Source organism: Castellaniella sp. WN (assembly GCF_054457555.1).
In genome coordinates this window covers 1,417,799-1,432,937 of sequence record NZ_JBTKZC010000001.1, presented here as the reverse complement: position 1 = coordinate 1,432,937, position 15,139 = coordinate 1,417,799, and the positions used below count along the sequence as shown (strand labels likewise).

Genomic DNA, 15,139 nt, shown 5'->3' with positions numbered 1-15,139 from the left:
GATTTTGACGTATATTTCTCATATGAGTGAACATTTGCGACATCAGATAATCAAGCGCCTGCAGGCGGAGCTTCCTCGGGGAGCACCGTTCGATCTCGCCATGCTTGAAACCTTCGGTGTGTCCCCCAAACTGGCCGCCCGCTACGCCGAGAGCGGCTGGCTGGTGCGTCTGGGACACGGCGTCTATGCCTATCCCAACGACAACTTTGATGCTAGCGGTGCGCTGCGGCTCCTGCAAGAGCGGGTTGCCGGGCTGCACATCGGCGGCAAAAGCGCTCTGGCGCTGCAAGGAGTTCGGCACAACCTGGCTCCCAGAGAAACCCTGGTGCTCTGGGGCGAGGCCCGTTTTGCGTTGCCTGTCTGGTTCACCACGCGCTTTCCATCGCGTTACGTCAACGCCAGGCTGTTCGACTGGCCAGACGATGACCTCGCCAGCAAGACCCTGCACACACCACCCGGACAGCCTGCTGGGCTGCGGGTGGCAGTGCCCGAGCGTGCCGTTTTGGAACTGCTCTACGACACCGGCACGCGGGAAAGCCTCGAAGAATCCCGCAACCTGTTCGACGGCCTGCGCTCACCGCGCAAGGACGTGCTTGGACGGCTGCTGGCCTGCTGCACTAGTGTCAAGACCGTGCGTCTGTTCCTGACCTGGGCGCGGGAAACCGGCGTCATCGATGTGGATGAGTTGCTGGCGCAATACTCGGTACGCTCCGGCAGCGCCAGGCGCTGGATGAGCCGGCTGGATGACGGAACCCTGTTGAGCCTGAACCCCCATGGATAAACACTACGCTGATACCGTCCGCCTGTTGCTGAACATCGCGCCCGACGTGTTTGACAACGACATCTTCGCCATGAAGGGTGGCACGGCCATCAATCTGTTCCTGCGGGACATGCCCCGTCTATCGGTGGATATAGATGTGGTGTACCGCCCTTGGCAGACACCACGCGACCAGGCATTACAGGCAATCAACCAAGAACTGGCCGCCATCGCGCAGCGCGTCGAACGCCTTGGCGTACAGGCACGGCTGATCCGAAGCAAAGACCTTGGCGACACCAAGCTGATCGCCGAGCACGAGGCCAGCCAGGTCAAGGTCGAGGTCAATGTCGTGTTCCGTGGCACGGTGCTGTCCATCGAGCGCAGGTCGTTGAGTGCCCGCACTGGCGATCTGTTCGGGGTCGAGTTTTCGGTGCCGGTTCTCGCCCCGGACGAACTCTATGCAGGCAAACTGGTCGCCGCCCTGGATCGCCAGCATCCGCGGGACCTGTTCGATGTCTGGCAGTTGTTCCAGACCGGAGGTCTGACCGATGCCATGGTCGAGTGCTTCGTGGTCTATCTGGCAGGGCACAATCGGCCCGCCCATGAAGTGCTATTCGGCAACGACAAGGACATCTTGGCGTGCAGCTGTTTGACGTGTACCGCTGGAATGGTCCACAACCCTTGATCAAGATCGAACTGGTCCCGCGTTGCGCGCCTCAGTTCGCCGGTTCGGACGCCAGTCATGAGCAGCAGGCGCAGTGCCATTTGTACTTCCTGGCTACCTTGATAGCTGCGTAATGCTTGAAGCAAGTCTGGCAGATCCGCGATCTGAAGGAAGGGGTTGTGCGAGACCGGCGGCTTGGGTAGCGCCGCTACAGCCAAATCCTGCGCCGGGTTTTTCTCTAGCCCAGGGACTTTGACTATCGCAAACCGGAAGAGCTGCCTGAGCCAGGATCGGCATTTTTCAGCAGTGGTGAGTGCCTCGCGTGCCTCGATTTTTCCCAGTACTTGCAGTAGATCGGTCTGGGTGATTTCGTAGACTGAGCGTTTGGCCAGGGCAGGGAGAATATCTCTGTTGAAAATTCGTTCAATTTGACCGAGCGTACTTTGTCGGCCAGGTTGCAGCGTGCGGCTGCGGTGTGAGAGCCATTGCTCGAAGACCCCTTGGAAGCGCCGATCTTCGGCCAAGCGTTTCACCAGCTGTTCTTGCTTTCGGTGCTTCTGAGGGTGGATGCCTCGCGCGACCTGAGCCCGGGCTGCTTCTCGCAACTCGCGAGCTTCTTTCAGGCTGATCTCGGGGTAGGCTCCCAACGTCATGCGATGCTGCTTGCCTGACCAGGAGTAGCGGAAATGCCAGTGTTTGCCCCCGCTGGGCGTCACGCACAAACCCAGTCCGCGACCATCACTAAGGGTGTAGGCCTTGTCCGCGGCGCGGGCCTGCCGGACTGCGATATCTGTGAGTGGCATGGCGTTCATGCTCCTCTTGCAGTGCAGGAACTTGAATCGTAGCCCTCTCAGCCAGCGTCGCCTATGTAAGTACTGCCTTGGTGCAGGACCAATTATGGCCTTAAATGGAGCCTAAAAAACGCTGGCTGTAGGTAGACGTCCCTGGATGTTGATGGACGCCCCAGAAACGAAAAAAGGAGCCGAAGCTCCTTTTCTGTGTTCCATGGAATGCTATCAACATCCATGGAACAAAATACTTGGAGCGGGAAACGAGTCTCGAACTCGCGACCTCAACCTTGGCAAGGTTGCGCTCTACCAACTGAGCTATTCCCGCGTTGTTTAGCTATTCAGCTAAGCCTTGCATTATAAGGCAAGTTTTTCAGTCTGTCAAATCGTGTGATCTTTCAGACCGGGCTGCAACCCCCTGGGAGGCGCTGCTGCCGATGCGCAATCAAGCAAGAGGCAGAACTATAAAGCACGATATCCAGGACTGTCAAATCGACCCAATGTCCCGTTGGCGCAACGTGAGAATGTCCATCTGTGCAAAGTAGAAATGTCCGGTTTAATGGTGCGCGGGCACGTCTCCAAGCCCGGCCTCTCCGCACCCCTCGCGGTATGCTTACGCCTTCCCATGTGACCGTCCTTACCCATGTCCGCCCAGCCCCCCGTCTTCTCCAATCAGGACCTGCAAGCCCGCAACACCCTGGGCCTGCCGGCGTGGGCGGCCGTGGCGGTGCTGGACGACGAATCCGCCATCCCGGCCCTGTGCGAGGTCCTGGCTGCCAGCCGGAACGGTCCGGAAGGCCGGGGAGCCGATGCGCCGCTGTTCATTTTGGGCGGCGGCAGCAATGTCGTCATCGAGGCCCAGCCCCATCATCGCATCCTGCGCGTGGCGCTGCGCGGTATCCGTTTGCGGGACGAAACCGCCGGTCACTGGATCATCGAGGCCGCGGCGGGAGAGTCCTGGCACGGCTTCGTGGAGCACTGCCTGTCGCAGGGCTGGCCGGGGCTGGAGAACCTGGCCCTGATCCCGGGGACGGTGGGAGCGGCGCCGGTGCAGAACATCGGCGCCTACGGGCTGGAACTGGACCAGCGCCTGCATTCGGTGGTGGCCTGGGACCTGCGGGCGGGCCGGGAGCGCACGCTGCGCCCGGACGAGTGCGGCTTCTCTTACCGCGACAGCCTGTTCAAGCGCGACGGGGCGGGGCGCTGGCTGATCGTGCGGGTGCGTTTCGCGCTGCCCAAGGCCTGGACGCCGCGCCTGGACTATCCGGACCTGCGCGACCATCCCGGGCTGCGAGGCGAGGGCGGGGCGTCTGGTGCCGGAAAGCCGGCGCATGCGACATCGGTGGCGCCGTCCCCACGCCAGATCTTCGACGCCGTGTGCGACATCCGCCGCCGCAAGCTGCCCGATCCGGCGGTGCTGGGCAACGCGGGCAGCTTCTTCAAGAATCCGGTGGTCGGCGCCAGCCAGGCGGCTGAACTCAAGCGGCGATTTCCGGACCTGCGCACCTATCCCCAGGCCGACGGCCGGGTCAAGCTGGCGGCGGGCTGGCTGATCGAGCAGGCGGGCTGGAAGGGGCGGCGCCTGGGCCCGGTGGGCATGCACGAGCGCCAGGCGCTGGTGCTGGTGAACCACGGCGGCGCGCGGGCGGCGGATGTCCTGGCGCTGGCCCGGGCCGTACGCGCCGACGTGCGGGAAAGATTCGGGGTGGACCTGGAGCAGGAGCCCGTGATCCTGGACTGAGTCCGGCCGGGCCGCTCGGCCCTGGGCATGGCATAAGGCCCGGGGCTCGGCATCAAAGACGAAGGGCCTCCGTTCGGATCGGAGGCCCTTCGTCCTTCAGGCAATCGGCGTTCAGGTCGCCAGCACGTCCTGCATGTCGAACAGGCCGAATTCGCGGCGTGCCAGATAGCGCGCGGCGCGCAGGCTGCCCTGGGCGTAGGTGGCGCGGCTGCTGGATCGATGGCTGATCTCGATGCGCTCGCCGGTGCCGCAGAAATATACGGTGTGGTCGCCGACGATGTCGCCGCCGCGCAGCACGGAAAAGCCGATATGGCCGGTTTCGCGCGGGCCGGTGTCGCCGTGGCGCGCCCAGTCGGCGATCTCGTCCAGCGGCTTGCCCCAGGCGCGCGCCACGGCCTCGCCCATGGCCAGTGCGGTGCCGGAGGGCGCGTCGACCTTGTTGCGGTGATGGGCCTCGAAGACCTCGACGTCGTAGCCGTTGTTCAACAGCCGGGCGGCCATGTCCAGCAGCTTGAGCGTCGCGTTGACGCCCACGCTCATGTTGGGGGCGAAGACGATGGCGGTCTTTTGGGCGGCGGCGCGAATGGCCTGCTTGCCTTCAGCGTCGAAACCGGTGGTGCCGATGACGCACTTGACGCCGTGCGCGACGCAGGCGTCCAGGTGGGCCAGTGTGCCTTCGGGGCGGGTGAAGTCGATCAGGCAGTCGGCCCCGGCCAGCGCCTCCAGGTCGTCGGTGATGCGCACGCCGGTGTCGATGCCCAGGAAGGCGCCGGCGTCCTGGCCGATGGCATCGTTGCCGGGCTGGCCCAGCGCTGCGGCCAGGGTGAGATCCTGGGATTCCAGGACGGCCTGGATCAGCATGCGCCCCATGCGGCCCGAGGCGCCCGCGATGGCGATGCGCATTATTTCTGTCCTTCCTGGCGGGGCGTGCCGATGGGGGCGGTCTCGATGGTGGCTTGCGGCGCGCCGCCGGCGGCCTGGCCGCTGGGGGATGCGGAATGGTCCAGGCCCGGGGACGTCGCCTGCCGGGCAGCGCGCTCTTCGTCGGCCGACTGGATGGCTTCCTTGCCGCTGTCGGCCTTCTGGAAGGGCTGGCGGTCGGGCTGCTCGTCGCCCGTCCAGCGCATCAGCCGATCGTTCTCGAACCAGACGGTGAATTTGCGCAGTTCGTCCTTGCCGTAGCCGGGCTGGTTGTAATAGGGATAGTCCCAGCGCTCGGCGTGGAAGATGTCCTGCAGCGTGGGCGTGCCCAGGATGAAGCGCACCTGGTCGCGGGTCATGCCGGTTTCGAGCCTGGCGACCTGCTCGGAAGTGATCCAGTTGCCTTGCTGGATAGTGGCCCGGTAGGGGAAGCCCCAGTTGGTCGAGCCGCAGCCGGCAAGGCCCAGCGCCATGACGCTGGCGGCCAGGCATAGGGTCAGCCTGTGGGAATGAGCGCTGGATCGGATGTGCACGAAAGCCCCCGTGGTGGATTCGATGGCCGCGCATCGACGGCCGCTAAAACCGCTATCATAAAGGGAATTCGGATTTGCGCATGCGCGCGGTTGAATGCGGGGGGTTCCGGCCTGCTTGCCTTTCGCCGCATTCCCCGGGATACTTGAATCATGAACGACCAGATCGAACTCAAGACCATGGGCCTGAAGGCGACGTTTCCGCGCCTGAAGATCCTCGATGTATTCCGCAAGGCGGAAACCCGTCACCACAGTGCCGAAGACGTCTATCGCGCCCTGATCGCCGAGGACGTGGACATCGGCCTGGCCACCGTGTATCGCGTGCTGACCCAGTTCGAGCAGGCGGGCATCCTGCTGCGCAGCCAGTTCGACGGCGGCAAGGCGGTGTTCGAACTGAACGACGGCGATCACCACGATCACCTGATCTGCACCAATTGCGGCCGGGTGGTGGAATTCTCCGATGCGGAAATCGAAAAGCGCCAGCATCGGGTGGCCAAGGACAACGGCTTCACCCTCGAAAGCCACAACATGATGCTCTACGGCATCTGCCCGAAGTGCTCGGCCGGTAAAAAGGCCTGATCGAGGCCTTGCCGCTGTTCACGTCAGGCGCGTGAATGGTCGCGCGTCGCGTCGGCGCGAATTTTAGCCCGTCTGTCCCGACGCCAGCATCTCGCGGGCGTGTGTGCGCGTGGCGTCGGTCATCTTCAGTCCGCCCAGCATGCGGGCGATTTCCTCCGTGCGGGATTTCGCGTCCAGCGGCCGGATGGCCGACAGCGTGCGGCCCGCGCGGGTGGCCTTGCTGACCAGGAAATGCCGGGCGGCGCAGGCCGCGACCTGGGGCAGGTGGGTGACGCACAGAACCTGGTGGCGCGCGCCCAGTTCGCGCAGCAGGCGGCCGACGACTTCGGCCACGGCGCCGCCGATGCCGGCGTCCACTTCGTCGAAGATCAGGGTCGGAACCCGGGCCGCCTGGCTGGCGATCACCGAAAGAGCGAGGGAAATGCGCGCCAGTTCGCCGCCGGAAGCCACGCGCGACAGCGGCCGGGGCGGTACGCCGGCATGGCCGGCCACCAGGAATTCGACGGTTTCCAGGCCGTGCGCGGAGGGTCCGCAGTCCGCCAGGGCGATATCGAAGACGCCGCCGTCCATGGACAGAGTCCGCATGGCGGCCGTGACCTGCGCCGCGAGCTGGATGGCTGTGGCGCGCCGCGCGGCGCCCAGGGCGCGAGCCAGGTCCATATAGTGCGATTCGGCCTGGCGGCAGGCCTGTTCCAGCGCTTCCAGGTCCTGGCCGGCCTCGGTCTGGCGCAACTGGGCGCGCAGCGTTTCATGGTATTCGGCCAGGGTGTCGGGTTCGACGCGGAAGCGTCGGGCGGCCTCGAACATGCGGCTCATGCGGGCATCGGCTTGCGCCAAGGCGTCGGGGTCGGGCTCCAGGCGGTCGGCGTAGGCGTTCAGACCGGATACGGTTTCCGCGCACAGGATGCGAGCCGATTCCAGCGCCTGGCAGTGTTCTTCCAGAGAGGGATCGTGGCGCACCAGGGATTGCAGCGACTGGATCGCGGCATGCAGGGTCTGGGCCGCCGAGCCGGATTCGCCATCCAGCGCCTCGACGGCTTGGCCGGCGCCGGCCAGCAGAGATTGCGCGTGCGCGAGGCGGGATTGGCGGGCGCACAGGTCCGGCCATTCGCCGGGTTCGGGCGCCAGGTCGTCCAACCAGGCCATGTCCGCGGCCAGTTGTTCCAGCCGGGCCGCCTGTCCGGCCGCGTCGCTGCGGGCGGCGTCCAGCGCGGCTTGCGTCTGACGCCAGCCGGTCCAGGCCTGCAGCAGGGCGCGCGACTGGTCGGCATGCCCCCCGTGGGTATCCAGCAGCTCGCGCTGGCTGGCGGATTGCAGCAGGCTCTGGTGGGCGTGCTGGCCGTGGATGTCCACCAGCAGGGCGCCCAGGTCGCGCAGCTGGCCCAGGGTGGCCGGCACGCCGTTGATCCAGGCCTTGCCGCGGCCCTGGGCGTCGATGACGCGGCGCAGGATCAGATCCGGGCCTTCCAGCGCCTGTTCGGTCAGCCAGCCTGCGGCCGCCTCGGGCGCGTCGAAGACGGCGCTGATGTCGGCGCGGGAGGCTTCCTGGCGGATCTGCGCGGCGTCGCCCCGGCCGCCCAGGGCCAGTGTCAGGGCGTCGATCAGGATCGACTTGCCGGCCCCGGTCTCGCCGGAGAACACGGTGAATCCGGCATCGAAGACGATGTCGGCCTGATCGACGATGACGAAGTCACGGATGTGCAGCGCGCGCAGCATGGTGGTGGCGGAGGCTATTGGTCGGGTTCGTCCCAGGGATGCAGCATGCGGTTCCAGTTCAGCTTGCTGCGCAGGGTGGAGAAATAGCTGTAGCCCTGGGGGTGCAGGAAGCGGACGCGGTGCGGGCTGCGGCGCACGTCGATACGATCGCCTTCCTGGCAGTTGGACAGGGCCTGCATGTCGAAGTGGACGCTGGCGCCCGATTCCACCCGGCCCAGGGCGCTGATGGTGATGTTCAGCACGCTGTCGTCGGGCAGGGTGATGGGGCGGTTCGACAGGGTTTGCGGCGCGACGGGCACCAGCACCAGGGCGTTGACCTGGGGATGCAGGATCGGTCCGCCGGCCGACAGGGCGTAGGCCGTCGAGCCCGTGGGCGTGGCGATGATCAGGCCGTCGGCGCGCTGGCTGTGCATGAAGGCGCCATTGCATTCGACGCGCAGTTCGATCATGCCGCCGCGCCCGGCGCGGTTGATGATCACGTCGTTCAGGGCCAGGCCGGAAAAAATGGTCTCGTCGCCGCGCATCACGCGGCCTTCCAGGAGGATGCGCTCGTCCTGGACGAAGGCCCCGTTCAGGATGCGGGTGATGGCCTCGTCGGCGCTGCCCAGGGGGATGTCGGTGATGAAGCCCAGGCGGCCGTGGTTGATGCCGATCATGGCCACGCCGGACGTGGCCAACTGCCGCGCCGCCGCCAGCATGGTGCCGTCGCCGCCCATGATGATGGCCAGGTCGGCGCGCGCGCCGATATCCTCGTACGAGGCCAGCGGGAAATCGGCGACCCCGGTGTTGCGGCCCGTTTCGGCCTCGATCAGGACGTCGCACCCCGCCGCGGACAGGACCTGGCCCAATCGGCGCAGGGGCGTGTCCATGCCGCTGTCCTGGTGGCGGCCGATCAGGGCGACGGTCTTGAAATGCATGGGCGGGGGGTCTCCCGGAATTAATGGAATAATAGGCGTATCCGATTATAGGGGGATGAGTCCGGACACGGGGCAGTCCCTGCGGACTGCCCCGTGCCAGATGAATCCGAGCGCCTTGCAAGGCGCGAGGTGGAGAGATGCCGCATTTTGAACATGGCCCCAGCCTGACGAATATGAGCCAAACAGAGAACTGGACATGGATGATCGAGCCAAGACATTGCTGAAGGCGCTGGTCGAACGCTACATCGCGGACGGACAGCCCGTGGGGTCGCGTACGCTGTCTAAGGTCTTCGACCTGTCGCCGGCCACGATCCGCAACGTCATGGCAGACCTGGAGGACCTGGGCCTGATTCACAGCCCGCACACCTCGGCGGGCCGCGTGCCCACGCCGCGCGGCTACCGCATGTTCGTCGACAGCCTGCTGACCGCACGGCCCTACGAGCTCAGCCCCGACCTGCGGATCGAGGACTGCCTGCCGGCGGCCGAACCCGGTCGCGCCGTGACTGCCGCCGCCTCGCTGCTGTCGAACCTGTCGCAGTTCGCGGGCGTGGTGCTCACGCCCAAGCGCACTCAGGTGTTCCGCCACATCGAATTCATCCGCCTGTCGGACCGGCGCGTGCTGCTGATCATCGTCACCCCCAACGGCGACGTGCAGAACCGCATCCTTTTCGTCTCGCGTGAGTATTCGGAGACCGAACTGCTGGAAGCCTCCAACTTCTTCAACCGGCATTTCTCCGGCAAGTCCTTCCACGCGGTCCGCCTGGCCCTGGCCGACGAGCTCGCTTCGCTGCGGACCGACATCTCCCGCCTGATGCAGCAGGCCGTGGACGCCGGCCTGGATTCGCCGGACACGGACGACGAGGCCGTGGTCATCTCCGGCGAAGGCAAGCTGCTGGACGTGACCGAGATGACGGCCGACATGGACCGGCTGCGCCGCCTGTTCCATCTGTTCGAGCAGAAGACCGACCTGCTGCATCTGCTGGACGTTTCCAGCCGCGCCCAGGGCGTGCAGATCTACATTGGCGGCGATTCCCGCCTCGTGCCGCTGGAGGACGTGTCGGTCATCACCGCCCCCTACGGGGTCGACGGCCAAGTGATCGGCACGCTGGGCGTCATCGGCCCCAGCCGCATGGCCTACGACCGGGTCATCCCCATCGTCGACATCACCGCCCGCATGCTGTCCAACGCCCTCGGCCAGGCTTCTTCCTGATGCCGTCTTTCCCTGTTTTCCGATCATGAGCCGTTTCCTCACCGAGGCGCCCGATCCCCGGGCGCTCGACCCGGCGGCGCCCGGCCCCGGCCGCGGACCGCTGGGCGTCCTGCTGATCAATCTCGGCACGCCCGATGAACCGACTCCCGCGGCGGTGCGTCGCTACCTGGGCGAGTTCCTGTCCGATCCCCGCGTGGTGGAACTGCCCGCCGCGTTGTGGCAGTTCGTCCTGCGCCTGTTCGTGCTGACGCGGCGGCCGGCCGCCATCGCTCCGAAATACGCTCAGATCTGGCTCGACCGGGGATCGCCCTTGCTGGTGCACAGCCGGGACCTGGCCGATGCCGTGGCGGCGTCCCTGCGTGGCCGGGGCCTGGACGTTCGGGTCGAACTGGGCATGCGCTACGGCCGGCCGGCCCTGGCCGGCGCCCTGGACGCCCTGCGCGCGGCCGGCTGCGGCCGTATCCTGGCGGTGCCGATGTATCCCCAGTATGCCGCCAGCACCACCGCCACGGCCGTCGATGCGGTGGCCGCGTATCTGGCCCGGCTGCGTCACCAGCCCACGCTGCGCTTCCTGGACCGCTTCCATACGTCCGGCGCCTATGTGGACGCGCTGTGCCGGTCGGTACGCGCGCACTGGGACCGGGTCGGCAAGCCCGACCGGCTGCTGCTCAGCTTCCACGGCCTGCCTCAGCAGTCGGTGCGCCGGGGCGATCCTTATTTCCGCGACTGTCAGCAGACCGCCCGGGCCTTGCGCGAACGTCTGGGCGCCGACGGCGAGCGTCTGCACGTGGCATTCCAGAGCCGCTTCGGGGCGGCGCCCTGGCTGCAACCCTATACCCAGCCCACGCTGGAGGCCTGGGGGCGGCAGGGCGTCGGCACGGTGGACCTGATGTGCCCGGGATTCCTGGCGGACTGCCTGGAGACGCTGGAAGAGATCGACATGGGCTGTCGCGAGGCGTTCCTGGCGGCGGGCGGGGGCGCCTTCCGCTACATTCCCTGCCTGAACGCCGATCCCGACTGGGCGCGGGATTTCGCCGGGCTGATCGCCGACAATCTGGCCGGATGGGCGTAGCGGTTTTCCGGATACCCTCGCCGGGCACCGGGCCGCCGCCTTCCCCGGGCTTGAAGAACGTCCGCCCCATCCCCACCTATTTTTTCGTTCCCCCTTTTTCAGCATTGGAGATTTCAATATGCCGGCACCCCAGGAAGACTTGGACCCGCAAGCCGCGCCGAGCGCCGAGACCCCGCCCCCGAGCCAGAATCCAGCCGATGCCGCCGCCGAGCCCGCCCCCGCGCAGCCGGGCGAGGATCTCGCCGCGCTGCTGGACGAGGCCCAGAAGCAGGTCGCCGATTACCACGACCAGTTGCTGCGCGCGCATGCCGAGGTCGAGAACGTCCGCCGTCGTGCCCAGGAAGACGTGGCCAAGGCCCGCAAGTTCGGCACCGAGTCGTTCGCCGAGAGCCTGATTCCCGTGCGCGACAGCCTGGAGGCCGCCCTCGCCCAGGAAAACCAGACCGCGGATGACTGGCGCCAGGGCGTCGAGGCCACCCTGCGGCAGCTGAACGCCGCCTTCGAGCGCAACCAGATGCACGAGATCGCGCCGGTGCCCGGCGACACCTTCGACCCGCACCGCCACCAGGCGATCTCCACCGTGCCCTCCGAACATCCCCGGGGCGCCGTCGCCCAGACGCTGCAGAAGGGCTACCTGATCGCCGACCGCGTGTTGCGCCCGGCGTTGGTCATGGTGTCGGCCGGCCCCGCCTGAGACGCCTGTCCGGGCCTTGAAACCGGGTCCGGAACCCCCATATTCGAATCATCGGCGGGCCGGGGCCCGCCCCCTCATTCAAACATCGACAGGATCCAACATGAGCAAGATCATCGGCATCGATCTGGGCACGACCAACAGCTGCGTCGCAGTGCTGGACGGCTCCAAGGTCAAAATCATCGAAAACTCCGAAGGCGCGCGCACCACGCCTTCCATCGTCGCCTACATGCAGGACGGCGAAATCCTGGTGGGCGCCCCGGCCAAGCGCCAGGCCGTCACCAACCCGAAGAACACCATCTTCGCGGTCAAGCGTCTGATCGGCCGCAAGTTCGAGGAAAAGGCCGTGCAGAAGGACATCGACCTGATGCCCTATCAGATCATCAAGGCGGACAATGGCGATGCCTGGGTCGAGGCTCAGGACAAGAAACTGGCCCCGCCGCAGGTGTCGGCCGACATTCTGCGCAAGATGAAGAAGACCGCCGAGGATTATCTGGGCGAGGAAGTCACCGAGGCCGTGATCACGGTGCCGGCCTACTTCAACGACAGCCAGCGCCAGGCGACCAAGGACGCCGGACGCATCGCCGGCCTGGAAGTCAAGCGCATCATCAACGAGCCGACCGCGGCGGCCCTGGCCTTCGGCCTGGACAAGTCCGAACGCGGCGACCGCAAGATCGTCGTCTATGACCTGGGCGGCGGGACCTTCGACGTGTCCATCATCGAAATCGCGGACGTGGACGGCGAAAAGCAGTTCGAAGTGCTGTCGACCAACGGCGACACCTTCCTGGGCGGCGAGGACTTCGACCAGCGCATCATCGAATACATCATCACCGAGTTCAAGAAGGAATCGGGCGTCGACCTGTCCAAGGACGTGCTGGCCCTGCAGCGCCTGAAGGAAGCCGCCGAAAAGGCCAAGATCGAGCTGTCCTCCACGCAGCAGACCGAGATCAACCTGCCGTACATCACGGCCGACGCCTCCGGTCCCAAGCACCTGAACCTGAAGATCACCCGCTCCAAGCTGGAAGCCCTGGTCGAGGAACTGATCGAGCGCACGATCGAGCCCTGCCGCGTGGCGATCAAGGACGCCGGCGTCAAGGTCTCCGACATCGACGACGTGATCCTGGTCGGCGGCATGACCCGCATGCCCAAGGTCCAGGAAAAGGTCAAGGAATTCTTCGGCCGCGAGCCGCGCAAGGACGTGAACCCCGACGAGGCCGTCGCCGCCGGCGCCGCGATCCAGGGCTCCGTGCTGTCGGGCGACCGCAAGGACGTGCTGCTGCTGGACGTGACGCCGCTGTCGCTGGGGATCGAGACCCTGGGCGGCGTCATGACCAAGATGATCAAGAAGAACACCACCATCCCGACGCGCTTCTCGCAGGTGTTCTCGACGGCCGACGACAACCAGCCGGCCGTGACCATCAAGGTCTACCAGGGCGAGCGCGAGGTCGCCGCGGGCAACAAGGCGCTGGGCGAGTTCAACCTGGAAGGCATCCCGCCGTCCCCGCGCGGCCTGCCGCAGATCGAGGTCACTTTCGACATCGACGCCAACGGCATCCTGCACGTGTCGGCCAAGGACAAGGGCACCGGCAAGGAAAACAAGATCACGATCAAGGCCAGTTCCGGCCTGACCGAGGAAGAGATCGAGCGCATGGTGAAGGACGCCGAGGCCAACGCCGAGGAAGACCACCGCATCGCCGAACTGGCGCAGGCGCGCAACCAGGCCGATGGCCTGGTCCACGCCACGCGCAAGTCTCTGACGGAATACGGCGACAAGCTCGAAGCTTCCGAGAAGGAAGCTATCGAGTCGGCCATCAAGGATCTTGAAGAAGCCATCAAGGGCGACGACAAGGCCGCCATCGACGCCAAGGTCGAGGCCCTGTCCACCGCTTCGCAGAAGCTCGGCGAGAAGATGTACGCCGACATGCAGGCCAAGCAGGCGGCGGAAGGCGCGGCCGCGGCCGATGACGCCAAGCCGGCGGAAGACGACGTCGTCGATGCCGATTTCAAGGAAGTGAAGCGCGACTGAGCCTTTGCCGGCCGCGCGTCCGGCGGTCCCACGGGACCCTCCGGCGCGCGGCCGGTGGCCGCATGCCCCTGCCCGGAACCGGCGCTCACGCCGGACCGGGCATCTGTCCTTATCTGTCCTTCAATCAGCAGCGCATAGCACAGGCAACCCGAATCCATGGCAAAACGAGATTTTTACGACGTCCTGGGCGTGGCCAAGAACGCCTCGGACGACGACATCCGCAAGGCCTACCGCAAGCTGGCCATGAAATACCATCCGGACCGGAATCCGGACAGCAAGGAGGCCGAGGACAAGTTCAAGGAGGCCAAGGAGGCCTACGAGATCCTGTCCGACGCGGAGAAGCGCGCGGCCTATGACCGCTTCGGCCACGCCGGCGTGGACCCGAACGCGGCGGCCGGCGCGGGCATGGGCGGCGGGGCGGGCGGCTTCGCCGACGCCTTCGGCGATATCTTCGGGGAAATCTTCGGCGGCGCCGCCGGCCGCCGGGGCGGCGGAGGCCCGCAGGTCTATCGTGGCGCCGACCTGAAATATTCCCTGGAGATCAGCCTGGAGCAGGCGGCCAACGGTTTCGACACCGAGATCCGCATCCCCAGCTGGGAATCCTGCGAGACCTGCCACGGCTCGGGCGCCAAGCCCGGGACTTCGCCACGCACCTGCCACACCTGCGGCGGCAGCGGCGCCGTGCGCATGCAGCAGGGCTTCTTCAGCGTCCAGCAGACCTGCCCGACCTGCCACGGCACTGGCCGGGAAATCACCGATCCCTGTGGCGATTGCGATGGCGTGGGCCGCGTCCGCAAGAACAAGACTTTGCAGGTCAAGATCCCGGCCGGGATCGACGACGGCATGCGCATCCGTTCCACCGGCAATGGCGAACCGGGTTTGAACGGCGGCCCTTCGGGCGACCTGTACGTCGAGATCCGCATCAAGCCGCACGGCATCTTCGAGCGCCAGGGCGAGGATCTGCACTGCGAGCTGACCATCCCCTTCACCAAGGCGGCGCTGGGCGGCGTGCAGGAAGTCCCGACGCTGTCGGGGCGCGGGGAAATCACCATTCCCGAAGGCACTCAGACCGGCAAGACCTTCCGCCTGCGCGGCAAGGGCATCAAGGGCGTGCGCTCCAGCTATCCCGGCGACCTCTACTGCCACATCGTGGTGGAAACCCCGGTGCGCCTGAACGACGAGCAGAAGGCGCTCCTGCGCCAGTTCGAGGCGTCGCTGAACAGCGGCGGCGACCGCCATTCGCCCAAGAGCGAGTCCTGGACGGACAAGGTGAAGAATTTCTTCTCCTGAGTCCGCCGGTCGCGTCTCATCGGGAGACCTCCTCGGTGCGGGCGGCGATCATGGGGTGTCGGGCCATCCGGGCAAATGTGCGCGAGTTGCGATCCGCTGCCCAGCGGCGTGCTGGTCGGGTCGAAAAGGCCGATGCCTTCCTGCAGCCGGTCGTCCAGCGCCGAGGTGCTGAAAAATGGCGGGGAGCCGCCCGCAGGGTCTTGCCGGTCCGGATTCGGGGCGGCGGGATGGACGGAT

13 protein-coding genes, 1 tRNA gene and 1 pseudogene are annotated in these 15,139 nt (G+C 66.2%); 9 read left to right on the top strand and 6 right to left on the bottom strand.

Annotated elements, in window-relative coordinates; genetic code table 11:
* The first annotated feature begins 22 nt into the window (after positions 1 to 22).
* Positions 23 to 781 carry a type IV toxin-antitoxin system AbiEi family antitoxin domain-containing protein gene (locus ACTPOE_RS06655; protein WP_458871416.1) on the top strand — a complete coding sequence of 253 codons (759 nt, stop codon included), beginning with the start codon at positions 23 to 25 and terminating at the stop codon, positions 779 to 781.
* Positions 774 to 1,391 (top strand): annotated as a pseudogene (locus ACTPOE_RS06650) (nucleotidyl transferase AbiEii/AbiGii toxin family protein); the annotation flags it as partial. The gene ACTPOE_RS06655 and the pseudogene ACTPOE_RS06650, both read left to right, overlap by 8 nt.
* Here the strand turns inward: ACTPOE_RS06650 and ACTPOE_RS06645 are convergent.
* Both ACTPOE_RS06645 and ACTPOE_RS06640 read right to left on the bottom strand, forming a co-directional pair.
* Positions 1,331 to 2,224 carry a tyrosine-type recombinase/integrase gene (locus ACTPOE_RS06645; protein WP_458871415.1) on the bottom strand — a complete coding sequence of 298 codons (894 nt, stop codon included), beginning with the start codon at positions 2,222 to 2,224 and terminating at the stop codon, positions 1,331 to 1,333. The pseudogene ACTPOE_RS06650 and the gene ACTPOE_RS06645 overlap by 61 nt on opposite strands.
* A 237-nt stretch (positions 2,225 to 2,461) precedes the next feature.
* A tRNA-Gly gene (locus tag ACTPOE_RS06640) sits at positions 2,462 to 2,537 on the bottom strand.
* Positions 2,538 to 2,852: 315 nt separating this feature from the next.
* Here ACTPOE_RS06640 and murB point away from each other — a divergent pair.
* A complete protein-coding gene (gene murB / locus ACTPOE_RS06635) occupies positions 2,853 to 3,950 on the top strand; it encodes a UDP-N-acetylmuramate dehydrogenase (protein WP_458871414.1) in 1,098 nt (365 codons plus the stop codon).
* A gap of 111 nt (positions 3,951 to 4,061) precedes the next feature.
* Here the strand turns inward: murB and dapB are convergent, their stop codons facing one another.
* Positions 4,062 to 4,853, bottom strand: a complete 792-nt coding sequence (dapB, locus tag ACTPOE_RS06630; protein WP_458871413.1) for a 4-hydroxy-tetrahydrodipicolinate reductase — start codon at positions 4,851 to 4,853, stop codon at positions 4,062 to 4,064.
* Entirely contained in the window at positions 4,853 to 5,404 is a 552-nt protein-coding gene (locus ACTPOE_RS06625; RefSeq protein WP_458871412.1) for an outer membrane protein assembly factor BamE, read from the bottom strand. Before ACTPOE_RS06625 ends, dapB begins: the two co-directional genes overlap by 1 nt.
* Positions 5,405 to 5,554: 150 nt before the next feature.
* Here ACTPOE_RS06625 and fur point away from each other — a divergent pair, with 150 nt between their 5' ends.
* A complete protein-coding gene (fur, locus tag ACTPOE_RS06620; protein WP_458871411.1) occupies positions 5,555 to 5,980 on the top strand; it encodes a ferric iron uptake transcriptional regulator in 426 nt (141 codons plus the stop codon).
* A 63-nt stretch (positions 5,981 to 6,043) separates the two neighbouring features.
* Here the strand turns inward: fur and recN are convergent, their stop codons facing one another.
* Complete coding sequence (gene recN / locus ACTPOE_RS06615) at positions 6,044 to 7,696, bottom strand: DNA repair protein RecN (protein WP_458871410.1); 1,653 nt, start codon at positions 7,694 to 7,696, stop codon at positions 6,044 to 6,046.
* A gap of 14 nt (positions 7,697 to 7,710) precedes the next feature.
* Positions 7,711 to 8,613, bottom strand: a complete 903-nt coding sequence (locus tag ACTPOE_RS06610; protein ID WP_458871409.1) for an NAD kinase — start codon at positions 8,611 to 8,613, stop codon at positions 7,711 to 7,713.
* A 196-nt stretch (positions 8,614 to 8,809) separates the two neighbouring features.
* On the opposite strand from ACTPOE_RS06610, the gene hrcA reads away from it, so the two are divergent.
* The 5 genes from hrcA (at position 8,810) to dnaJ (ending at position 14,902) form a co-directional block, all read left to right on the top strand.
* The gene (hrcA, locus tag ACTPOE_RS06605; protein WP_458871408.1) at positions 8,810 to 9,823 is read left to right on the top strand and encodes a heat-inducible transcriptional repressor HrcA; all 1,014 of its coding nucleotides are present in this window, start codon (positions 8,810 to 8,812) and stop codon (positions 9,821 to 9,823) included.
* Positions 9,824 to 9,848: 25 nt separating this feature from the next.
* A complete protein-coding gene (hemH, locus tag ACTPOE_RS06600; protein ID WP_458871406.1) occupies positions 9,849 to 10,895 on the top strand; it encodes a ferrochelatase in 1,047 nt (348 codons plus the stop codon).
* Positions 10,896 to 11,013: 118 nt separating this feature from the next.
* Positions 11,014 to 11,589: a nucleotide exchange factor GrpE gene (grpE, locus tag ACTPOE_RS06595; RefSeq protein ID WP_458871405.1), complete on the top strand. Its 576-nt coding sequence runs from the start codon at positions 11,014 to 11,016 to the stop codon at positions 11,587 to 11,589.
* Between the two features lie 100 nt (positions 11,590 to 11,689).
* Complete coding sequence (dnaK, locus tag ACTPOE_RS06590; protein WP_458871404.1) at positions 11,690 to 13,612, top strand: molecular chaperone DnaK; 1,923 nt, start codon at positions 11,690 to 11,692, stop codon at positions 13,610 to 13,612.
* Between the two features lie 156 nt (positions 13,613 to 13,768).
* On the top strand, positions 13,769 to 14,902 hold the full coding sequence (gene dnaJ / locus ACTPOE_RS06585; protein WP_458871403.1) for a molecular chaperone DnaJ: 1,134 nt from the start codon (positions 13,769 to 13,771) through the stop codon (positions 14,900 to 14,902).
* Positions 14,903 to 15,139: the final 237 nt, after the last annotated feature.